This window comes from Pseudomonas sp. F-14 TE3482 (genome assembly GCF_053629455.1).
The window spans coordinates 5271198-5292478 of sequence record NZ_JBRJII010000001.1 but is presented as its reverse complement, the minus strand read 5'-3'; the positions used below and the strand labels follow the sequence as shown (position 1 = coordinate 5292478).

Genomic DNA, 21281 nt, shown 5'->3' with positions numbered 1-21281 from the left:
ACGGAGCATTCCATCCGCCATGCAAACCCTTGTTTCAGAGGCTGAGGAAGCCGCTGTAGAGGCCGTAACCCGCGATCAGCGCACCTATCATCACGGCAACGAAAATGACCTTTTCAATGGAGGTGAACACCGGTTGGCCCAGTTCGCGCTTGGCCTTGGCGAACAGGATTGCGCCGGGAGCATAAAGCAGTGCAGACAGCAGCAGGTACTGCGCCCCGGCTGCGTACACCAGCCATACGGCATAGAGCACAGCGATCACCCCGACTATCAGGTCCTTGGTCCGCTCGCCTTGAGCCTCCTCATAGGTTTCGTTACGCCAGGCCAATAGTAAAGCGTAGGCGGCGGACCAGAAGTACGGCACCAGGATCATCGAGGTTGCCAGGTACAACAGGCTTAAATAGGTGGAACTGTTGAACAACGTGATAATCAGGAACAGCTGGATAAGCCCGTTGGATAGCCATAGCGCATTGGCGGGGACCTGATTAGCGTTCTCCTTGCGCAAGAACTCCGGCATGGTGTGGTCGCGGGCACTGGCAAAGAGGATTTCCGCGCAGAGGAGTGTCCAAGACAACAGCGCACCGACCAGCGAGACGATCAGCCCTGCGCTGATCAGTACTGCCCCCCAGTGACCCACCACATGTTCCAGTACGCCCGCCATGGAAGGATTTTTCAGGCCGGCCAGTTGTGCCTGGGCCATGATCCCCTGAGAAAACACGTTAACCAGAACCAGTAAAAGCAGCACCCCGACGAAGCCAACCACAGTCGCCTTGCCGACGTCGCTGCGCTTTTCAGCACGGGCGGAAAAGATGCTGGCCCCTTCAATGCCAATAAACACCCAGACGGTGACCAACATCATGTTGCGAACCTGATTCATCACCGTGCCCAGGTCACTGTTGCCAGCGCCCCAGAAGTCGCTGGTAAAAACATCCATCTTGAAGGCCACGCCGGCAATGACAATGAACAGCGCCAGCGGGACCATCTTGGCGATGGTTGTGATCACGTTGATGAAGGCGGCTTCCTTGATTCCGCGCAGAACCAGAAAATGCAGGAGCCAGAGCAGCACGGAGGCGCAAATGATTGCCGGTAGCGTGTTGCCTTCTCCGAACATAGGGAGGAAGAACCCGAGGGTACTGAACAGCAACACCATGTAGCTGACGTTGCCGATCCAGGCACTGATCCAGTAACCCCAAGCCGATGAGAAACCCATGTAGTCGCCAAAACCGGCCTTGGCATAGGCGTAAACCCCGCCATCGAGCTTGGGCTTGCGGTTGGCCAGTGTCTGGAAGACGAATGCCAGCATCAGCATGCCGACGCCAGTGATCAGCCAGCCAATCAGCGTGGCGCCAGCACTGGCACTTTTAGCGATGTTCTGCGGTAGCGAAAAAATCCCGCCGCCCACCATGGAGCCGACGACCAGAGCGATCAAGGCTCCGAACTTCAACTTATCGCTTGAGGCAGAGATCTGGGTATCTTTGTGAGGCAGGGCATCTTTGTCGATGTTGCTGACGGAGTCGACCATCTGAATCTCCTTACCGAAACGGAATCGTTCAAGAGGTGACGGGCTAACAAGAGATGGTCGCTAATGCACTGCATGACCCCTTCGAGTGACGCATGCCACCGAACAGACTGCTTTTTCGCTGCGGCAATGGGGTTGATGTCACTGCCCCCCGCAGCTGGGCACAAACAACTAAAACGCATTTAAGTCGCAGTTTCGTACCAGCCAAAACTGGCTTCTGCTGCTTTGAACCTGGCTCGATCGTTAGATCCACCTGGCTCTCCCGAAAGAGGGGATGCAAGATTCAAGCAACTTCAGTGTAGCTTCCATTCGTATATTGCAATCTGCGAGCCTGCGCATTCCTTGGAGCGTTGGCGAAGCCAGCTACAGATCGCAGTTCGCATTAGCAGCCTTCGGCAGCTCGGTAGGGAATTCCCGCGTTGGCTTTGGCAAGCCATTCGCAGTTCACCGGACCGCAGTCACTCAGGCAACCCAGCCAGCCGTAACCCATCAGCAAACCGTGCAAAATCCTCAGGACGCTGGATTGGCAGCCAGTCCTTCAGGTTAGAGACGCGCAAGGACGGATCCAGCTCGTGCAATCGCTGCATCGCCTGCTTCGCTTTGTCCTTGCGTCCGCTGAGCGCATGACTGGCCGCCATCAGGGCAACCGACACGAGGAGGCAGGGCAGGTTACCCAGCGCCTTTTCCGCCCAGGCAGAAGCGGGATCGAAGCGCCCGGCGAAGAAGTGTGCGAGCGCCATCCCGACCTGCATCCTGAACATTTCCGGATCCAGCGGACTCAAGCGAACGGCATGGGTTAAATCCGCAATGGCGGTGTCTGTTTCACCGCGCAGCGCGCGCAGGATTCCGCCCAGGTACCAGGCGGGAGCGAGGTTGGGGTTGAGCAGGCGTGCCCTGTCGAGCAGGGCAATGCCGCCATCGATATCGCCGGCGAGATGGCCAAGTGCATGTCCGCCTCGCGTCAGCGCCACCGCATCGTCCCGGCCGAGTTCCACCGCCAAACGCGCAAGTCGTGCGCCCTCGGCGATCTCTTGAGTCCGATCGGTCATCCAGCCATTCAACTTGCGCCAGAAGTGGCACCAGGCTGCCATACCGTAGGCCGAGGCAAATTCCGGATCGAGCTCGATGGCCTTGTAGAACAACGGCAGTGCTTGCTCGATGGCTTCGCGGGTGCCGTTGTGCAGTTTCGGCATTCCGCGCAGGTAATAGTCGTAGGCGTCCAGGCTTTCCGTTGGTTTGCGCTTGGCGCGCTCGATTTCCGCCCGTTCCAGCTGCGGCGCTATGGCGCCGACGACGCTTTCGGCGATTTGATCCTGCAGCTCGAAGATGTCGTGGAGCATGCCTTCGAAGCGCTCCGCCCAGATATGCATCCTGGTTGTCGCGTCAATCAGTTGCCCAGTGATACGTACCTTGTTCCCGGACTTGCGCACGCTACCTTCCAGCACGTAGCGCACGCCGAGCGTCTGGCCGACGCCCTGGACGTCCACGGCCCGACCCTTGTAGGTGAAGCTTGAATTGTGTGCGATGACGAACAGCCAGCGGATACGCGACAGGGCGGTGATGATGTCCTCCACCATGCCGTCGGCGAAATATTCCTGCTCCGGATCGCCGCTCAGGTTGTGGAAGGGCAGGACAGTAATGGAGGGTTTGTCCGGCAGGACGAGGGTGGGCGCAGGCGTTTGCTTCAGGTCCACGGGGGTGGGTTCTTCGATGTCAGGCTGTGGCGTTTCCCCGACCTCATCCACCTTGATCTCGCCGACGAAGCGGTATCCCTTGCGGGCGACCGTGCGCACCAGTCGCTGCTCTTCGCCGGTATCGCCGATGGCCTTGCGCACCGCATTGATGTGGCTGGTGATCGTCGATTCCGAGACGATCCGACCGCTCCACACGGCCTTGAGCAGGTCGTCCTTGCTCATGACGCGATCGCGGTTGCTGACGAGCTGCAGCAATAGATCAAAGACTTGTGGCCCGACAGCCACGACTTGCCCGCGCAAGGTCAGTTCCCGGCGCTGCTGATCGAGCACGTAGTCTTCAAACACGAATTGCAAGGTGAGGATCCCCTGGTCGAGCGCCCCCGACTCCGTGTCTGAGCTGGCGGTTGGTAAGAGGTATCGATAATACGGCAGCGCCTGGCCCGCTGCACCGTTTGCGGCAAGGGAGACCCGTCGAATAACTGTTTTTCTGGACGAAAAACCAAGCTTCCCTGAAGGCAAACTCAAGGCAGGCACAAGGACGTCCCTGACGCACGCTGGCATTCTCGATCTACATCGACAGCAATGGTTGCCGTCGAGAAGCGGAGAGAAACCATGAAGATCGTCGTCATTGGAGGCACCGGCCTCATCGGATCGAAACTTGTGCAGAACCTCCGCGAGCGCGGCCATGACGCGCTCGCAGCCGCCCCTAGCACGGGCGTGAACAGCATCACCCGCGAGGGCCTGGCCCAGGCGATGGATGGCGCCGATATTGTCGTCGACGTGGCGAACGCGCCTTCGTGGGAAGACCAGGCCGTTCTCGAGTTCTTCGAAACGTCGAGCCGTAACCTGCTGGCTGCCGAGGCGGCCGCTGGCGTTCGCCATCACGTGGCCCTGTCGATCGTCGGCAGTGAACGGCTTCCCGAGAATGGCTATTTCCGGGCCAAGGTCGCGCAGGAAAACCTGATCAAGGCGTCCGGCATTCCTTACACCATCCTGCGTGCCACACAGTTCTTCGAGTTTGTCGGCGGCATTGCGCAGGCGGCCACCGTCGGCGAGGAGATTTGCCTGTCGCCGGCGCTGATCCAGCCGATGGCGTCCGACGACGTGGTGGCGGCGCTCACCGAGGTCACGCTGGCAACGCCGGTCAATGGCACGGTCGAAGTCGCCGGTCCCGAGGCCATGCCGCTCGACGAACTGGTCAGGCGCTTCCTGCGGGCCACTCAGGACACGCGCAAGGTCGTGCCGGATGTGCACGCGCGCTACTTCGGTTCGGTGCTCGACGATCAATCGCTGACGCCCGGCAAGAACCCGCGCCTGGGCGCGATCCGCTTCGAGGACTGGCTCGGTCAGTCGACGGCCCAAGCGGCGCGCTGAGGCTACCCAAGACACATCAGGAAAGCGGCGACCCGGTATCGGGCCGCGCGCTCACACCACCTACGCACCAAGGAGCATTGCCATGGTTACCCGATTTCTCTTGGCCGCTGCCTTCGCGGCACTGTCGATCAGCGCAGCGTCGGCCGCCGAGCCGCCCGCAGGCAAGGTGACGGTCGTATTCGACCGCCCCATTCCCAACCTCCCAGGCAAGAGCATGAAGGGCGTGCTGGTCGAGTATGGGCCGGGCGCCGCGTCGCCGTCCCACACCCATCCAAAAACGGCCTTCATTTATGCAACGGTCCTGGAGGGCTCGTTTCGCATCAAAGTCAAAGGCGAGCCGGAAAAGATCTACAACGTCGGCGAAAATTTCGTAGAGGAGCCGGGCTCCGTGCACGAAGTCAGCGCCAACGCCAGCGACACGAAACCTGCACGCCTGCTGGCCGTGTTCGTCCTCGACAGCGACGAAAAGGAACTCGTTACACCTATTAAAAAGTGAGCCGATCAACGCGCTCATCGACGCTCGACAGCCGGGCGGCAGGTCACTGCCGTCCTGCGGTTGTTGCAGGTCCTTGGCATGGAACAGGAAACAAGAACATGAACTCGCTTCAGGACAAGGCCGCCATTGCCACCGGCGCAAGCGATGAGATCCCTGTCGTGGTGGCGCGGCAAAGCAAGAGAAAGATGATCGGCATCCTGCTGTGCATCGGTGCCGTGGTGGTCTTGGCTGGCGGATGGGCCATGGCGTTTTCGAGCGGTGCGACCTCCACCGACAACGCTTATGTGCGCGGCGACCTCACTTCGCTCGCCGCCAAGGTTGCCGGCTATGTCACGGCGGTAGAAGTAGAGGACAACCAGACCGTCCGGGCGGGTGACGTCCTGTTCCGGATTGACGATCGGGACTATCGTGCACGGCTTGCGCAGGCCGTTGCCAATGTCAGCGCTGCCGAGGCTCGCCTGACCCATGTCGATGCCGAAACCCAGCTTCAGCGTGCCCTGATTCGACAGGCCGAAGCCCAGCGACGCTCGGCCTCCGCCGAGATGAATCTGGCAACCAAGACCCATGATCGCAGCCGCAAACTTATCGTCAGCAACGCGGTCAGCCAGGCCCTCGTCGATGAAACCGGCACGGCACGTTCCAGAGCCGAGGCGACGGTCTCGGCAGCGTCGGCAACGGTAGAAGCTCAACAGCAACGCATCGCCGTCCTTGTGGCCCAGCGAGAAACTGCCGTTGCTGCTGTGGCCCAGGCACAGGCCGCGCGCGATCTGGCCCAGATCGATCTCGACAGCACCGTGGTCCACGCACCTGTTGATGGCGTTATCGGTAACCGTCAGGTCCGGGTCGGCCGATTCGTTACGCCGGGTGTTTCGTTGCTCGATATCGTGCCGGTCGATGATGTGTGGGTCGTGGCGAACTTCAAGGAAACCCAGCTCGAACATATCCGCCCCGGTCAGCGTGTGCGCATCACGGTCGATGGTTATCCCGACGGGGTACTGGAAGGCGTGGTCGACAGCTTTGCTCCGGGTAGCGGGTCCGCGTTCAGCTTGCTCCCCACAGACAACGCAACAGGGAACTTTGTGCGTGTCGTGCAGCGGGTTCCGGTAAAAATCCGGCTTGCCCACAACCCGTTGCCGGGCCGCATCGTCCCTGGCTTGTCCGCGCGTGTTGAGGTTGCGCAAGGGGGCGGCTCATGAACACGGTTGCCAGCGCCACGCGGAGCAACGCTAGCGCTACGACCGGTGTCCTGCTCATGGCGGGCATCGTGCTCGCCACGCTGACGGAAGCGATCGCCAGCACCGTTTTGTCGCTCGGACGCAGCGACATCATCGGCGACACCTATGCAACGCCTGATGAGTTTGCCTGGTTGGATATCGGCTACATCGTGCTCAAGCTGATCGGGTTCATGACCGCCCCTTGGCTGATGAACCGTTTCGCTGCGCGTCATGTGATCATCGGCTCAACCCTGGTCATGGGCCTGGCGTGTGGCATTGCCGCCATCACCGCTCGGCTGGATCTGCTGGTTGCACTTCGGGTGATTCAGGGCTTCGCCGGCGGCACCCTGCTGGTCGGGGGCCAGGCGATCATATTTCGCGCTTTTCCGCGGTCCCGTCAGCCCATCCTCCAGGCCCTGTTTGCCATGGGCTCCGTTGTCGCGCCCGCGACGCTTGCCCCGGCGCTTCAAGGGTGGTTGATCGATAGCCAATCCTGGACATGGATCTTCTTCAGCGTTGTCCCGATTGCCTTGGCGGCTAGCGGGCTTGTGCTGATCGCAGACGGCCCAATGCCCGCCAAGGTCCGGCAGCGTCCGTTTGACTGGATCGGCTTCTTGCTGATATCCACCACGCTGTTGTGTTTCACCTATGTTCTCAGCCAGGGCAGCCGATGGGACTGGTTCGAGGAGCCTCGCATCCTGTGGCTAACCGTGATTGGCGCAGCGGCTTTGCTGGCATTTCTCGGCCAACAAGTGTTGGCCAAAGGGCAGGGCCTGCTCGACTTCACCCTGTTCAAAACGAGCGATTTTTCCTTCGCCTTTATCGTCAGTTTTGTCGCCGGCGCCGCCTTGTTCGGCAGCGCGTTTCTGATTCCGGCGTTCGCCCTGTCGGTCCTCGGGTTCACGCCTACCGATGCCGGTCAGCTGCTGTTGCCCAGTGGCGCATTTTTTGTCGGCGCGCTTCTCATATCTGCTTATCTCATGCAGGCCCACCGCGTTGCGCCGTTCGCCACCGTGCCCTTTGGAATCCTGATGATTATGGTGGCGATGTGGATGCTGTCCGGTTCGACCAGCGAAAGCGGCGCGGACGACATGATGGGGGCTATCCTGTTGCGCGGGTTGGGGCTTGGCTTCCTGTTTCTATCGATCACGCTGATCGCCTTCAGCCACCTCAACAGCCGGAACCTTGCGAGTGGAATAGGCCTTTTCAATACAGGGCGCCAGTTGGGTGGCCTTATTGGGGTCGCAGGGCTCCAGACACTGATCGACCATAACGTCGTCACCAATGCCGTGGTCCTCGGCGCCAACGTCACCCCAGGCGGGGCCGCGGTCATCGAGCGGATGACGACCACGACAGCCATGCTGAGCGCGAAAGGAATGGATGCAGTGGCCGCGGGCCGGGCAGCGACGAGCCTTCTGGGCCGGTTGGTGACAAGTCAGTCCACGGTGATTGCCTTCGACGCAGCGTTCGTTGCCGTGGCCCTGCTGTTTGTAATCGCTGCCCCCATTCTGGTCGGCATCAAGATCGGATTCGCACGATACGAGAAAGTGCGCGCTTCACGAGCAGTAGCGTGAGACAGCCCACCTGCCAGCGACCAACTACACTTTCTCCAGCCAATCCGGGCAACCGTCCGGGGCACACTCCAGGAGGAATCATGACACGGAAAAATGTCTCCAGCCCCGAACCAACGGGTACGAAACCCAATGCGCTATTGAGCCTGCCTGACATAAATGCTCTCGCGAAGATATCCATCACCGATCCTGACAAGACGCACCCGGCGTGGATCAAGGAGCAGTTCCCTGAGTACGTGGACCCGCATGCAGGACATGAAACCAGGACGGTTCGCGAGATTAACCACAAAGGGCATGTTGTCCGGATCGTGACCACCTACCAGGTGGAGGTTGATGGGGCTCCGGTCCAGGCGCATCTGTTTGTGGACGATGCGGGCCAGGTCCATACGCACGCCACCCCATTCGTCACTTACGGATCGGCTCTCGACTTGATGACCGCGGTGATCGACGCCTATCCAGAATCCTTCGCCAAGGGCGATGGCGACGGGGGAGAGCAGCCCGACCACCATGCCCACGGAGCACATCATGATCAGGTCTAATGCTGTCAATGATCTCCCGGCGCTTAAGAAATACGTCGAAGGGGTAAAGCGACTCAAGGATCCCGCGCAGAATCCGTGGCCCGGGCAGGCCAATCTCTCGATTTATGATTCGTTCGTGGCCTGGCATCACCGGGCCATGATGATTTCAACGCCTGCGGGACAGATGGCCAGGAACGCTGCGCATGGCGGGCCATCATTCTTGCCGTGGCACCGCTACTTTCTCGTGCGCCTGGAAACCTTGCTTCGCAAGGCGATAAACGACCCACACTTTCGAGTCCCGTACTGGGATTGGAACACTGACGCGGAACTTCAGGACCCGAGGACTTCACTCATCTGGTCGGATGAATACCTTGGGCAGTTCGTGAATGGGCAGTGGCGGGTGCGATTGACGGGTAATGGCCGCACCATGGAACTCGACGGGGTAAACCGCCCCCTGGTGCGCTATCTGGGAAGAGGTGGGTCACTGCCCAGCCGAGCCAATGTGCGCAAGGTCATCCATGAAAACCCGGTGTATGACAAAGCGCCCTACAACGCGGCGCAGTCCACCGGTGGTGCGCGCAACAGCATCGAGGGATGGGCGGGCGAAGAACACATTCATAACAACGTTCATGTGTGGGTCGGTGGTGACATGGGATTGTCGTCCTCGCCGAACGATCCAGTGTTCTTTCTGCATCATTGCAACGTCGACCGGCTCTGGGCTGCATGGCAAGCGAAGCATCCCGCCGCCGCATACGTACCTGCGGGAAATGCCCCGGATACGCTCAAGTTCCATCGGATTGATGACCCGATGTACAGCCCTTTTCCGGAAAAGGTGACACCTCGAGATGTCCTGAATTACAGCCAGTATTACAAGTACGACACCTTGGGCGATTTGCTTTAGACAGCATCATACGGTGGCGCCTGCGGTGATACTGAACGCCTGCTCTTCCAGACTGGTTTGTATCAACGCAGCCAGTTGTCGGGTGGCAGGCGCCAGGTGTTCTGCTCCACGATAAAGCACATAGCCGAGGGTCGGCAGCGTGGGTAGGCCGGCAATGACGGCGAGATGTCCTGGCAGTCCAATGCGGGTTCGCAACGTGAGGCCCAAACCGGATATTTGATCCCGGCTACCTGGGCGGTCCGCGCAGCCATGACTTTGTGCTGATCGCGATTACTGCCGGCCGCCCTCGGGACATCGAGACGAAACAGCGTTTCTATCGCAACCTGGTCGAGAGACTGAGTCGAGCACCAGGCATCGACTCTGAAGACATCATGGTGGTGATTACCACTACCGCGGCAGATGAATGGTCGTTTGGTGGCGGGCGGGGTAATGATGGCGCACCTCAGGGGTGCATGCGGTCGGCGTAGGAGTTGACTTGAGGGCAGGATAGATAAAGCAAAAGACAGGCTCGAAATAATCTGGCCGCCACCTTATTTCCTGTCACGCCATCGACTTCGGGCATGGAGGTAGGCCGTCAAATCGCTATAGCCCAATTGAGCTGCAATCTCTGTTAACGACTCGCCTTGCAATTCAAGATGCAGTTCCAGTTCTGCACGAACCTGATCGAGTAATTGCCTGAAGGTCGTGCCTTGTTCTTCCAGGCGTCTGCGTAATGTCCTGGGCGTCTGGTGCAGCGTCTTTGCCAGATTGTCCAGATTTGGCGTTTCACCTCTGGCCAGAGAGCGTCGCGCACCTTCGGCAACCTTGGCTGACCAACCGCTGAAATTGCGATGCGCGGCAATCCGTCGATCCAGTTCCTGAGTCAATAACTCCAGCATCCCGTGATGACGGGTCTGCATTGGCAGGCTCAAGCTTTGCGCATGGAAATAGAAGCGGTTAACCGGGCAGTCAAACTCGATGCGGTCTCCAAACCATTGGGTGTATTGCTTGTAATACGACGGACGCGAATGCATGAATTTTGCCAGAATCGGCTGCACATCCTGCCCCGTTCCACGTCGCAATTGCGCGATGGACATCACGCCGTAGTGTTCGATGACATACCGCGCCAACTCGCCTGGCGCATCGACGCACAGCTCGATTCCGACGCCGTTTTCGTCATTCACCAACCTCACGTTGTCGGTGTCCGATGCAAGCGGTGCGTACCGGGCCCAAAGGTGCATGGACGACAAAACGTCGGGGCTATAGAGGCAAAGATAAGCCAGAACGTGCCAGTCCTGAGGCGTGAACAGCGCGAACAGTTTTAACCCGATCGCCGGATCAATGCGCGCCGCCTCGCGCCAAAGCTGATCCAGTTCGATCAGGCTGTAATCCGTGCTTTTTCGGGAAACCTGGCTGTCAAGAAAGCGCTCCAGCACTTGGCCCAGCCTGCCTCGATGAAAGCGCTGGGGCGGGCGATTGGCCGGTTCTAGCTCGATTCTGTCCATTTCGCGCATTGGGAGGGCTGGCTCCTGGGTTTCTAATGACATGGCATTGCCCGCAAGGGCCTGAATCGAGAGTGCCATGAATATAACAATGCTCGCCAATAACCCTGCTGTAATCGTGGCCGGGATTTTCCTTGCCTTCATTTTGCTGGAACTGGCCTGTTCTTCGTTTCGTCAGTCGTCAGGCGGCAAACGTGACGTACTCATTGAAGTCGTCGGCTCCGGCATCCTGGTGGCGGTCACATTCCCTTTAGTCATGTGGCTAAGTGGCAAGATACTAAGTCACGCTGTACCGGAGATGAAGGACGCATTGGCTGGAATCCCGTGGATTGCAGGATTTGTCTTGTTTTTACTGTTCGATGACATGACCCAATACTGGTGGCATCGCCTGACTCACCGGGTTCCCGCACTTTATGCATTGCACCGTGCGCATCATTCCGCACCCTATATGAGTGTGCGCATCGTCTATCGCAACAACAGTTTTTACTATCTTCTGATGCCCGGCATCTGGTTATCCGGGGTGTTGATCTACCTTGGGCTTGCGCCGGTTTATTATGGTTATCTGATTCTGAAAATGACCGTGATCTTCGCGGCACACAGCAGCGTTGCGTGGGACGACAAACTTTATCGCATCCGCGCATTACGCCCGGTTGTCTGGGTTTTGGAACGAACCTTCTCCACACCCTCCACTCACTCTGCGCATCACGGTTTGACGGCCGAGGATGGCGTTACCCATTACAAAGGCAATTTCGGCAACCTGTTATTTTTTTGGGACATCCTGTTCGGAACCGCAAAAATTACCCGTCGACGTCCGCCAGCCTACGGCATCGAACACGTGTCACCGATAAGCTGGAAAGAAGAATTGTTCTGGCCCATCGTGCGTTCCCGCCATACCGCTCCCAAGGTAAACGCTAACCGGAAAGTGGCGCGATGAGTCGTCCTCTTGTCCAGGTCAATCAGTCAAGGTTGGGGCTGATACGGTTTTTACTTCGCCATCTGCACCTGTAATGGGATCAGCCTGCGGCTCACAATGACAGCACGGTCAGCAGCGGCGGTAGCCGCTGCACCGCAAACTCATAACGTAGGAGGCCCAATGGGCAAGATGGCATTTTTCCTGGGTGGATTTCTGGTGTTGACCATTTTGATTGGTGCGCTTGCCACGATCTCTCCGGTGTAGGTGAGAGGGCGGCTCTCGCCTTGAGATCCCGGGCGTTCATATCTGCTCCAGCAACCAGGTACGGAACGCGATGAGTGACGGCAGTATTTCGTTGCGCGGCGGGTAGGTCAGGTAGTAACTGCGCTGACTGGCGAAGGGCAGGTCCAGGCCGATCAGCTCTGAATTGGCCAATTCATCGGCCACCAGAATACGAGGCACCAGACCTATTCCGATGCCGGCTCTGACGGCCTGGATCAAGTGTGAGGTGAGTTCGAAACTCGGCCCCAGGCGCATCATTCGATGGGGCAAGCCGTGGTGGCTGAACCACTCGCCCCAGACGTTGGAATTACTCGCGACATTGAGCAGCGTCTGCCCGCCAATGCGCTCCGCAGGCCAGGCGTCATGGGCCTTGGCCGCTTGCGGAGAAATGATCACCATCAGTTCTTCCGTGTGCAGCCGATGGCTGATCAGGCCCGGTAAATCAGCATTGCCGACGACAATCGCAGCATCAATGCCGCTGGTTTCAAAGTCGATGGCGTCGATCCGGGAGTTGATGTGCACCAGCATGCCAGGATGGCTTTTATAAAAGTCATGAAGGCGCGGCAATAACCACTTCGAGCCGAAGGTCGGCAATGTGGCCAGGCGCAATGTGCCGCTGCCGGATTGATAAGCCATGGCCTGCAACGTGGCGCTACGGATGCGTCCGAGCGCTTCGCTCATTTCCCGCTGATAAAGACGACCGACATCGGTCAACTTCACCTGGCGGCCTTCACGGCGAAACAGCGTCAGGCCCAGTTGCTGCTCCAGCGCCTGGACTTGGCGGCTGACTGCGCTTTGGGTCAGGGAGAGTTCCAGCGCAGCGTGGGTGTAGCTTTCATGTCGGGCGGCGGCTTCAAAGGCTAGCAGCAACGACATCGAGGGGGTGAGGTGACGGTAATTCATTCGTAAAAGTCATCAATAGCGGCAGGATTATCCGTTTGTCCGGTGCCCGAGCCTGCAGGATCATTGGCATAGCCGACCACCTGAGGCTGACCCATTAATGCTCAGGCGACAAGTGTTTTGATTTTTCCGTGATTAGACCTACAAGAGACCATCCTGCGATGATCGCCCAGTTGACGACCGTTGAACCCGCGGCACAGTACCCGGAATTTCTGCAAGCCCTGCGCGCCAGCGGCTTCCGCGGTCAGCTCAGCGCCGACTATGCCACTCGGACCGTGCTGGCGACCGACAACTCGATTTACCAGCGTCTGCCGCAAGCGGCGGTGTTCCCCCTGGACGCGGACGACATCGTGCGCATCGCGACATTGATGGCCGAACCACGCTTTCGCCAGATCAAGCTGACCCCGCGAGGCGGTGGCACCGGGACCAATGGCCAGTCATTGACCGAAGGCATCGTGGTCGACTTGTCGCGGCATATGAACACTGTCCTCGAAATCAACGTCGCCCAGCGTTGGGTGCGGGTGCAGGCGGGCGTGGTCAAGGACCAGCTGAATGCCGCGCTCAAGCCTCATGGGCTTTTCTTCGCCCCGGAGCTGTCGACCTCCAACCGCGCCACCGTGGGCGGCATGATCAACACGGACGCCAGCGGCCAGGGCAGCTGCACCTATGGCAAGACCCGCGATCACGTTCTGGAATTGCACAGCGTACTGCTCGGCGGTGAGCGCCTGCACAGCCAGCCTCTGTCCGACGCGGAGCTGGAGGCGGTGTGTACGCAGCCCGGCCGCATCGGCGAGGTGTACCGCACCGCGCGGCACATTCAGGAAACCCAGGCCGACCTGATCGAGTCGGTGTTCCCCAAACTCAATCGCTGCCTGACGGGTTACGACCTGGCGCACCTGCGTGATGAGCACGGACGCTTCAACCTCAACAGCGTGCTGTGCGGTGCGGAAGGTTCGTTGGGCTACATCGTCGAAGCCAAGCTCAACGTGCTGCCGATTCCCAAGTACTCGGTGTTGGTAAACGTACGCTACGCCAGCTTCATGGATGCGTTGCGCGATGCCAATGCGCTGTTGGCGCACAAGCCGCTGTCCATCGAAACCGTGGACTCCAAAGTGTTGATGCTGGCAATGAAAGACATTGTCTGGCACAGCGTCGCCGAGTATTTCCCGACGGACGCCGAGCGCGCGACGCTGGGTATCAATCTGGTGGAGTTCAGCGGGGAAGACCTGACGCAAGTGAAGGCTCGCGTGGCGTCGTTTGTGGCGCATCTGCAGGCCGACACGACGATCGAACGGCTGGGCCACACGTTGGCCGAAGGTGCCGAAGCAGTGACCCGCGTATACGCCATGCGTAAACGCTCGGTCGGGCTACTGGGCAACGTCGACGGCGAGATTCGCCCGCAGCCTTTTGTGGAAGACACCGCCGTGCCGCCGGAGAAACTGGCCGACTACATCGCGGAGTTCCGCGCCTTGCTCGACAGCCATGGCCTGGCCTATGGCATGTTCGGGCATGTCGACGCGGGTGTGTTGCATGTGCGCCCGGCGCTGGACATGAAAGACCCGGCCCAGTCCGCGCTGGTCAAGCCGATTTCCGATGCCGTGGCCGAGCTGACCCGGCGCTATGGTGGTTTGCTGTGGGGCGAGCACGGCAAGGGATTGCGTTCGGAATATGTCCCTGAGTTTTTTGGCGAGCTGTACCCGGCGCTGCAATTGCTCAAGGGCGCGTTCGATCCGCACAATCAGCTCAACCCCGGCAAGATCTGCACTCCGCCGGATGCCGCCCAAGGCTTGCTCAAGGTTAACGAAGTGACGCTGCGCGGTGAGCTGGATCGGCAAATCGACGAGCGTGTCTGGCAAAGTTTCGGCACCGCTGTGCACTGCAACGGTAACGGCGCCTGTTACAACTATGACCCCGACGATGCAATGTGCCCGTCGTGGAAAGCCACCCGTGAACGCCAGCATTCGCCAAAGGGCAGGGCGTCATTGATTCGCGAATGGTTGCGTCTGCAAGGCGCGGCCAATATCGATGTATTGGAAGCGGCGCGGGGCAAGTTGTCGTGGTTGAGCGGCTTGCCAACGAGGATGCGCAATAACCTGGCACGCTCGCGCGGCGAGGCGGATTTCTCCCACGAAGTCTACGACGCGATGGCGGGCTGTCTGGCCTGTAAATCCTGTGCCGGACAATGCCCGGTCAAGGTCAATGTCCCGGAATTCCGATCGCGTTTTCTGGAGCTCTATCACGGTCGCTATCAACGTCCGCTTCGCGATTACCTGATCGGCTCGCTGGAGTTCACCATTCCTTATATGGCCTATGCGCCGGGCCTGTACAACGCGGTAATGGGCTCAACATGGATGAGCCGCTTGCTTGCGCGACACGTCGGCATGCTCGACAGCCCGCTGATCAACCGTTACGACTTGCAGGCCACATTGACCCGCTGCAAGGTGGTGGTCGCCAGCGTGCCAGCCCTGCGCGAACTCACCATCGCGCAACGTCAGCGCAGCGTGGTGTTGGTGCAGGACGCTTTCACCCGTTACTTCGAAACACCGTTGCTGGCGAGCTTTATCCAGTTGGCGCATCAGTTGGGCTATCGTGTGTTTCTGGCGCCCTATAGTGCCAACGGCAAGCCGTTGCATGTACAAGGCTTCCTCGGCGCATTCGCCAAAGCGGCGATCCGCAACGCCAGTCAACTCAAGGCGCTAGCCGACTGCGAGGTACCGCTGGTGGGGCTGGATCCGGCGATGACGCTGGTCTACCGCCAGGAATACCAGAAAGTGCCGGGGCTCAATGATTGCCCAAAGGTCTTGCTACCCCAGGAGTGGCTCTTCGATGTGTTGCCTGAAAACCCGCATCCCGCTACTCAGACATTCCGTTTGCTGGCGCACTGCACCGAGAAGACCAATGTGCCGGCCAGTACTTCGCAATGGGAAGCAGTGTTTGCCCGGCTTGGCCTCAAGTTGGTGACGGAGGCGACGGGCTGTTGTGGCATGTCCGGAACCTATGGCCATGAAGCCCGCAACCAGGACACCTCGCGGACCATTTTCGAGCAGTCATGGGCCGGCAAGCTGGACAAGGCGGGAGAAGCACTGGCAACGGGTTACTCCTGTCGCAGTCAGGTAAAGCGTCGCGCCAACAGGCAGCTGCGCCACCCACTTGAAGTGGTGTTGGAGCATGTGCGCGCAGAGTAGCGGAGCTTGAGAATCTTGTGGAGCGCCAACGTGCAGGTGAGAGGAATGACCGCTGTCGACGGTCGACTCGATCAGGGCCACAGATCAGCAAAAACCACAACGCCTCCACACAGGGAGGCGTTGCGGGTTTTCAGCAGTATTGCTCAGATCATCTCAGGTCAAACCGGTCCAGATTCATCACCTTGTCCCAGGTCGCAACGAAGTCTTTCACAAACTTCTCCTTCGCATCGTCGCAGGCATAGACCTCAGCCAAGGCCCTCAACTGCGCATTCGAGCCAAACACCAGATCGACACGCGTACCCGTCCATTTAAGGTCGCCGGTTTTCCGGTCGCGCCCTTCAAACTCTTCATTGGCCTGCGACACCGGTTTCCATTCCACGCTCATGTCCAGCAGGTTTCTGAAGAAGTCGTTGGTCAACGCTTCTGGCTGCTTCGTGAACACCCCGTGCTGAGTTTGTCCGACGTTGGTGTTTAACACCCGCAGGCCACCGATGAGCACGGTCATTTCTGGCGCGGTGAGTGTCAACAGTTGTGCTTTGTCGATCAGCAAGGCCTCGGCCGGTACGCTGTAGCGGGTTTTGAGGTAGTTACGGAAGCCATCGGCGGCGGGTTCGAGGAACCCGAAGGATTCGACATCCGTTTGCTCTTGCGAGGCGTCCATCCGGCCCGGCGTGAAAGGCACCGTGACGGTGTGACCGGCATTTTTCGCCGCTTGTTCGACACCGGCGCAGCCGGCCAGCACGATCAGGTCTGCCAGCGAGATTTTCTTGCCGCCGCTGTTGAACTCGTTCTGGATGCTCTCGAGTTTCGCCAGCACGTTCGCCAGTTGCTCAGGTTGGTTGGCTTGCCAGAATTTCTGCGGAGCCAGGCGCAGGCGTCCACCGTTGGCGCCGCCGCGTTTGTCGGAGCCGCGGAAGGTGGAAGCTGCCGCCCAGGCAGTCGATACGAGTTGCGAGACAGATAGGCCGCAGGACTGGAGCTTGCCTTTGAGTGCAGCGATGTCGCTGTCGTTGACCAAGGCATGGTCGACCTCTGGAATCGGGTCTTGCCACAGGAGTTCTTCGTTGGGCATTTCCGGGCCGAGGTAGCGGGAGAGGGGGCCCATGTCGCGATGGAGCAGCTTGAACCAGGCGCGGGCGAATGCGTCGGCCAACTGGTCCGGGTTCGCCAGGAAGCGCCGTGAAATCGGCTCATAGATCGGGTCGAATCGCAGGGACAGGTCCGTGGTCAGCATGGTCGGATTACGCCGCTTCGACGGGTCGTGAGCATCCGGAATGATGCCCGCGCCAGCGCCGCCTTTCGCCGTCCATTGGTTCGCACCCGCCGGGCTCTTGGTCAGTTCCCACTCGAAGCCGAACAGGTTTTCCAGGTAGTTGTTGCTCCACTTGGTGGGCGTGGTGGTCCAGGTCACTTCCAGGCCGCTGGTGATGGTGTCGCCGCCCTTACCGCTGCCGAAGGTGCTCTTCCAGCCCAGGCCTTGAGCTTCGAGGCCAGCGGCTTCGGGCTCGGCGCCGACGTTGTCGGCAGGGCCGGCGCCGTGGGTCTTCCCGAAGGCGTGGCCACCGGCGATCAGTGCCACGGTTTCTTCGTCATTCATCGCCATGCGCCCGAAGGTCTCGCGGATGTCCACCGCAGCAGCGACCGGATCGGGGTTGCCTTCCGGGCCTTCCGGGTTGACGTAAATCAGGCCCATTTGCACCGCGGCGAGCGGGTTTTCCAGATTGCGTCCTCCGTCGGTACGGCTGTCCTCATTTTCCCCCGGCTCAGCAACGAGTGGGCCTTCGCCGGGTTCTTGCATGGGTTCCTTTTTGTCTTTTTCGTAACGGGTGTCACCGCCCAGCCACTTGTTTTCGGAGCCCCAGTAGACAGCCTCATCCGGTTCCCAGACGTCCGGCCGACCACCGGAAAAGCCGAAGGTTTTGAAGCCCATGGACTCCAGTGCGACGTTGCCGGTGAGCACGATCAGGTCGGCCCAGGAGATGTTGCGACCGTATTTTTGTTTGATCGGCCAGAGCAGCCGGCGCGCCTTGTCGAGGCTGACGTTGTCCGGCCAGCTGTTGAGCGGTGCAAAGCGCTGCTGACCGGAGCCAGCACCGCCACGACCGTCACCAACGCGATAGGTGCCGGCGCTGTGCCAGGCCATGCGAATAAACAGCGGCCCATAGTGACCGAAGTCCGCAGGCCACCAGTCTTGCGAATCGGTCATCAGTGCGTGCAGGTCTTGCTTGAGCGCTTGAAAGTCGAGGCTCTTGAATGCTTCCGCATAGTTGTAGCCCTTGTCCATGGGGTCGGACAGGGGCGAGTTCTGGTGCAGGATCTTCAGGTTCAGTTGGTTCGGCCACCAATCGCGGTTTGTCGTGCCACCGCCCGCGGCGGCGTGATTGAACGGGCATTTCGATTCATTTGCCATGTGTGCGCTACCTTTGGTCGTATTCATCCGGCTATCCGGCCCGGGGTGGGCGCGCAATAGCGACGAGCGAAATCAATGACATAGGCTGTAGCCGTTCGATCAACCGTTCATCGTGGTCACAGGGGAATCTGGATAGCGGCAAATCGAGTTGCCTATACGGTGGCCCACGGCAAGCCTAGTACGCTTCTGATTCATTCGTATCTTTTATCAAGTCTCAACCGGCCGGCTCACGCCAGCGCTGCATTAAGGTTAGACGCCTATAAAGCAGTCAGCTAATAGGTGGGGTATTCACGCTTGATAGGCAGAATCTTTTACCTGAGCCCTCGAAATGGAACCGCTGATACGAGTCTCTTTTATCCAGCATAGGCAAAACGTAATCTGTCGCACCGACCTTTGGATGGAACCCAACCCATGCTACTCACCCACCGCCCCGTCGATGCTGAAGATGTGTTGACTGTTTGCGACTTTCCGCAAAACGCCCAAGAACTGTTTTACATGTTCCCGAAGGCGCACTACCCGCTGACGGAAGATCAACTGCGTGCATCGATTGCTCTACGTTCAGACTCTACGGTGGTTGAGGGGGACGGTTCTGTTGTTGGCTTTGCGAACTTTTATGCGTTTGAGCGCGATGGCGTTTGCGCGATCGGCAATGTGATCGTGTCGCCCAAGGCGCGGGGGAAAGGTGTCGCGAAGTTTTTGGTGGAGACGATGGTGGAGCTGGCCTTTGAGCGTCATCGGGCAAGCGAGGTACAGATTTCGTGCTTCAACGAGAATACGGCGGGGCTGCTTCTGTATCCGCAGCTTGGATTTGTGCCGTTTGGGGTTGAGGAGCGAGTGTCGCCGGATGGGCGCCGTGTAGCGCTCATACAAATGAAAAAGATTGGGAGCCACGGGCGGCTCTGAATATTTTTCGGGTCGGGATTTGTGCTGTTTAATCGGGCCTCTTCGCGAGCAAGCACAAACACAGAAGCTTTCAGGTCTGCCGCGCTATTTGTCACTGAACACCAACCGGGGTCTTAGGCGGGCAATGACGCAGAGAGGAAACGAGCGACCGAAGGTATGATGAGCCCTTTCCATCGACGCCCACCCAAGGATTCCTTACCCGATGTCTTTAAGCAAACGCGATCAGGCCAAAATCGAACGTCGCCTGGTCGCCACCCTGACCGAGGCGTGTGAAACCGCCAAGGCGGAAATAGTCGGGTTCTGCTGGCTGACCCACGAAGTCGATTACGCGGTCTTTCCTTCCAGTCTGCGGGTGATCTGGGTTTTCGATACGCAGGCCAACAAGGATCAGGCGCTGGCGAGCGGGCAGGGCGAGCGTATGGTCGAACTGACGGCCGTGGCGTTCAGCGAAGCGGATGTACTCATCAGCCCGGTAGCGGCCCATGTGCAGTTTGATTCTGAAGAGCAATGTCAGCGCGTCAATGCCGGCAACTGGCAGCAACGCCTGGCGCCCAAGCGCTCGACGCGGGGTTGAAGCGTGGCCAAGGATATCGAAAATCCGTGTATTTCCATTTGCCAGCTCAGTGGTGAGCTGTGTGTCAGTTGTGGCCGCACCAAGGACGACATCAGAAAATGGAAGCGCATGAAGCGTCCGGAAAAAATGGCGGCGGCGCAGCGGGCGAGTTTGCGGTTGAAGGGGCTGCAGAAAAAGAGTGTTTGAGGGTAATGCCCGTCAGCAAGCCGTAATGCGATCTATAGCATCTGGCGAAGGCTGCACTACTGTGGCGAGGGAGCTTGCTCCCGCTGGACAGCGCAGCTGTCCCAAAACCAATTTACGACTGCTTCGCAGCCGAACGGGAGCAAGCTCCCTCGCCACAGTAGCGCAACTACAAAGCGTGCGTTGTGGCTGACATTGACTTCACCAGCTCATGGGGCTGCGCACAAACCTCCCGAACACATTCACGCAGCCACCGATGCGCTGAGTCGGCATCCATACGTGGGTGCCAGAGCATTGAAATGGTGATCGGCGGCAGGTCGAACGGAAGGTCGAAACTGTACAAGCCTGCGTGCAGGTTTCGTGTGTGTTGTGCAGGCACGGTGGCAATCAGGTCCGAGGCGCGAGCCAGCGCCAGCGCGGCCGAGAAACCGCCGACGATGGTGGTGATCTCACGCTCCAGTCCCAGCACTTCCAGGGCTTCATCCATCGGCCCTTTATCGAGCCCGCGTCGTGAGACCAGGATGTGCTTGCCAGCGGCATAACGGGAGGCGGTGACTTCGCCTTGGCTCAGCGGATGCCCCGTGCGCACGACGCCGATGAAATGATCTTCGAACAACGCACGGGTGCGCACTTCCGGGCTTGTAGTGCCGCCGACCACACCGGTTTCCAGGTCGACGGAACCGTCGCGAAGGGCGGCGCTGTCCTTGTTCAGCTTCTGCACGAAGTGCAAGCGCACGCCGGGTGCTCGTTCACTGACGCGGGCAATCAGCGCCGGGCCGAAGTTCTCGACGAAACCGTCGCTGGTGCGCAGCGTGAACGTCCGGACCAGTTGTTTGAGATCAAGCTGTTCGGCGGGGCGCAAAACGGCTTCGGCGTCTTGCACCAATCGACTGACCTGTTCGCGCAATTCGAGCGCCCGAGGCGTCGGCACCAGCCCGCGTCCGGCCCGTACCAACAGCGGGTCGCCCGTCGTTTCGCGCAATCGCGCCAGCGCCCGGCTCATGGCCGACGGGCTCAGGCGCAGTCGTTGGGCGGCGCGTGCGACGCTGCCTTCGGCGAGCAGCACATCCAGGGTAATCAGCAAATTCAGGTCGGGAGTTGTCATGCCTCCACGTTAGCACGGCGTGTGGGTGATATGGCGTCAAACGCAACTATCAAGTGCAAGT

The 21281-nt window shown here is 59.5% G+C and carries 17 protein-coding genes and 2 pseudogenes; 12 read left to right on the top strand and 7 right to left on the bottom strand.

The annotated features are described in order from the left end of the window. Positions 1 to 34 precede the first annotated feature (34 nt). On the bottom strand, positions 35 to 1462 hold the full coding sequence (arcD, locus tag AB7M26_RS23795; protein ID WP_123494369.1) for an arginine-ornithine antiporter: 1428 nt from the start codon (positions 1460 to 1462) through the stop codon (positions 35 to 37). Between the two features lie 512 nt (positions 1463 to 1974). Then, positions 1975 to 3564 carry a winged helix-turn-helix domain-containing tetratricopeptide repeat protein gene (locus tag AB7M26_RS23790; protein WP_429388943.1) on the bottom strand — a complete coding sequence of 530 codons (1590 nt, stop codon included), beginning with the start codon at positions 3562 to 3564 and terminating at the stop codon, positions 1975 to 1977. A gap of 258 nt (positions 3565 to 3822) precedes the next feature. Here AB7M26_RS23790 and AB7M26_RS23785 point away from each other — a divergent pair, with 258 nt between their 5' ends. The 6 genes from AB7M26_RS23785 to AB7M26_RS23760 all read left to right on the top strand — a co-directional run bounded on the left by AB7M26_RS23785 (position 3823) and on the right by AB7M26_RS23760 (position 9284). Next, positions 3823 to 4584: an SDR family oxidoreductase gene (locus tag AB7M26_RS23785; RefSeq protein WP_123494060.1), complete on the top strand. Its 762-nt coding sequence runs from the start codon at positions 3823 to 3825 to the stop codon at positions 4582 to 4584. An 82-nt stretch (positions 4585 to 4666) separates the two neighbouring features. Beyond that, a complete protein-coding gene (locus AB7M26_RS23780; protein ID WP_123494063.1) occupies positions 4667 to 5080 on the top strand; it encodes a cupin domain-containing protein in 414 nt (137 codons plus the stop codon). 98 nt (positions 5081 to 5178) lie between these two features. Further along, positions 5179 to 6276 (top strand): HlyD family secretion protein, encoded by a 1098-nt coding sequence (locus tag AB7M26_RS23775; protein WP_123494065.1) that lies wholly within the window; start codon positions 5179 to 5181, stop codon positions 6274 to 6276. After that, the gene (locus tag AB7M26_RS23770; protein ID WP_123494067.1) at positions 6273 to 7868 is read left to right on the top strand and encodes a DHA2 family efflux MFS transporter permease subunit; all 1596 of its coding nucleotides are present in this window, start codon (positions 6273 to 6275) and stop codon (positions 7866 to 7868) included. Before AB7M26_RS23775 ends, AB7M26_RS23770 begins: the two co-directional genes overlap by 4 nt. A gap of 80 nt (positions 7869 to 7948) precedes the next feature. Beyond that, complete coding sequence (locus AB7M26_RS23765) at positions 7949 to 8404, top strand: hypothetical protein (protein ID WP_429386440.1); 456 nt, start codon at positions 7949 to 7951, stop codon at positions 8402 to 8404. Beyond that, positions 8391 to 9284, top strand: a complete 894-nt coding sequence (locus AB7M26_RS23760; RefSeq protein ID WP_123494071.1) for a tyrosinase family protein — start codon at positions 8391 to 8393, stop codon at positions 9282 to 9284. Before AB7M26_RS23765 ends, AB7M26_RS23760 begins: the two co-directional genes overlap by 14 nt. A 6-nt stretch (positions 9285 to 9290) precedes the next feature. Here AB7M26_RS23760 and AB7M26_RS23755 read toward each other — a convergent pair. Continuing rightward, positions 9291 to 9497 (bottom strand): annotated as a pseudogene (locus AB7M26_RS23755) (LysR family transcriptional regulator); the annotation flags it as partial. Between AB7M26_RS23755 and AB7M26_RS23750 the strand changes: the two are divergent. Then, positions 9497 to 9751, top strand: a pseudogene (locus tag AB7M26_RS23750) (tautomerase family protein); the annotation flags it as partial. The pseudogenes AB7M26_RS23755 and AB7M26_RS23750 sit on opposite strands and share 1 nt — an antisense overlap. A 63-nt stretch (positions 9752 to 9814) precedes the next feature. Here the strand turns inward: AB7M26_RS23750 and AB7M26_RS23745 are convergent. Beyond that, a complete protein-coding gene (locus AB7M26_RS23745) occupies positions 9815 to 10777 on the bottom strand; it encodes an AraC family transcriptional regulator ligand-binding domain-containing protein (protein WP_123494073.1) in 963 nt (320 codons plus the stop codon). A gap of 67 nt (positions 10778 to 10844) precedes the next feature. On the opposite strand from AB7M26_RS23745, the gene AB7M26_RS23740 reads away from it, so the two are divergent. Continuing rightward, entirely contained in the window at positions 10845 to 11699 is an 855-nt protein-coding gene (locus AB7M26_RS23740) for a sterol desaturase family protein (protein WP_123494075.1), read from the top strand. A gap of 279 nt (positions 11700 to 11978) precedes the next feature. Here the strand turns inward: AB7M26_RS23740 and AB7M26_RS23735 are convergent, their stop codons facing one another. Then, a complete protein-coding gene (locus AB7M26_RS23735) occupies positions 11979 to 12863 on the bottom strand; it encodes a LysR substrate-binding domain-containing protein (RefSeq protein ID WP_123494078.1) in 885 nt (294 codons plus the stop codon). 158 nt (positions 12864 to 13021) lie between these two features. Here AB7M26_RS23735 and ydiJ point away from each other — a divergent pair, with 158 nt between their 5' ends. Beyond that, positions 13022 to 16045, top strand: a complete 3024-nt coding sequence (gene ydiJ / locus AB7M26_RS23730) for a D-2-hydroxyglutarate dehydrogenase YdiJ (protein ID WP_123494080.1) — start codon at positions 13022 to 13024, stop codon at positions 16043 to 16045. A 148-nt stretch (positions 16046 to 16193) separates the two neighbouring features. On the opposite strand, the gene katG is transcribed toward ydiJ, so the two are convergent. Continuing rightward, a complete protein-coding gene (gene katG / locus AB7M26_RS23725; protein WP_123494082.1) occupies positions 16194 to 18482 on the bottom strand; it encodes a catalase/peroxidase HPI in 2289 nt (762 codons plus the stop codon). 384 nt (positions 18483 to 18866) lie between these two features. On the opposite strand from katG, the gene AB7M26_RS23720 reads away from it, so the two are divergent. From AB7M26_RS23720 to AB7M26_RS23710, 3 genes are all read left to right on the top strand, one after another. Continuing rightward, positions 18867 to 19358, top strand: a complete 492-nt coding sequence (locus tag AB7M26_RS23720) for a GNAT family N-acetyltransferase (protein ID WP_123494084.1) — start codon at positions 18867 to 18869, stop codon at positions 19356 to 19358. Between the two features lie 202 nt (positions 19359 to 19560). Then, complete coding sequence (locus tag AB7M26_RS23715; protein ID WP_123494086.1) at positions 19561 to 19932, top strand: hypothetical protein; 372 nt, start codon at positions 19561 to 19563, stop codon at positions 19930 to 19932. 3 nt (positions 19933 to 19935) lie between these two features. Further along, a complete protein-coding gene (locus AB7M26_RS23710) occupies positions 19936 to 20118 on the top strand; it encodes a DUF1289 domain-containing protein (RefSeq protein WP_123494088.1) in 183 nt (60 codons plus the stop codon). A gap of 166 nt (positions 20119 to 20284) precedes the next feature. Here the strand turns inward: AB7M26_RS23710 and AB7M26_RS23705 are convergent, their stop codons facing one another. Then, complete coding sequence (locus AB7M26_RS23705) at positions 20285 to 21220, bottom strand: LysR family transcriptional regulator (protein WP_123494090.1); 936 nt, start codon at positions 21218 to 21220, stop codon at positions 20285 to 20287. Positions 21221 to 21281: the final 61 nt, after the last annotated feature.

Coding starts and splice junctions, on each gene's coding strand:
- AB7M26_RS23785 (WP_123494060.1), top strand. CDS start 3,823: ATGAAGATCGTCGTCATTGGAGGCACCGGCCTCATCGGATCGAAACTT.
- AB7M26_RS23780 (WP_123494063.1), top strand. CDS start 4,667: ATGGTTACCCGATTTCTCTTGGCCGCTGCCTTCGCGGCACTGTCGATC.
- AB7M26_RS23775 (WP_123494065.1), top strand. CDS start 5,179: ATGAACTCGCTTCAGGACAAGGCCGCCATTGCCACCGGCGCAAGCGAT.
- AB7M26_RS23770 (WP_123494067.1), top strand. CDS start 6,273: ATGAACACGGTTGCCAGCGCCACGCGGAGCAACGCTAGCGCTACGACC.
- AB7M26_RS23765 (WP_429386440.1), top strand. CDS start 7,949: ATGACACGGAAAAATGTCTCCAGCCCCGAACCAACGGGTACGAAACCC.
- AB7M26_RS23760 (WP_123494071.1), top strand. CDS start 8,391: ATGATCAGGTCTAATGCTGTCAATGATCTCCCGGCGCTTAAGAAATAC.
- AB7M26_RS23745 (WP_123494073.1), bottom strand. CDS start 10,777: ATGCGCGAAATGGACAGAATCGAGCTAGAACCGGCCAATCGCCCGCCC.
- AB7M26_RS23740 (WP_123494075.1), top strand. CDS start 10,845: ATGAATATAACAATGCTCGCCAATAACCCTGCTGTAATCGTGGCCGGG.
- AB7M26_RS23735 (WP_123494078.1), bottom strand. CDS start 12,863: ATGAATTACCGTCACCTCACCCCCTCGATGTCGTTGCTGCTAGCCTTT.
- ydiJ (WP_123494080.1), top strand. CDS start 13,022: ATGATCGCCCAGTTGACGACCGTTGAACCCGCGGCACAGTACCCGGAA.
- katG (WP_123494082.1), bottom strand. CDS start 18,482: ATGAATACGACCAAAGGTAGCGCACACATGGCAAATGAATCGAAATGC.
- AB7M26_RS23720 (WP_123494084.1), top strand. CDS start 18,867: ATGCTACTCACCCACCGCCCCGTCGATGCTGAAGATGTGTTGACTGTT.
- AB7M26_RS23715 (WP_123494086.1), top strand. CDS start 19,561: ATGTCTTTAAGCAAACGCGATCAGGCCAAAATCGAACGTCGCCTGGTC.
- AB7M26_RS23705 (WP_123494090.1), bottom strand. CDS start 21,220: ATGACAACTCCCGACCTGAATTTGCTGATTACCCTGGATGTGCTGCTC.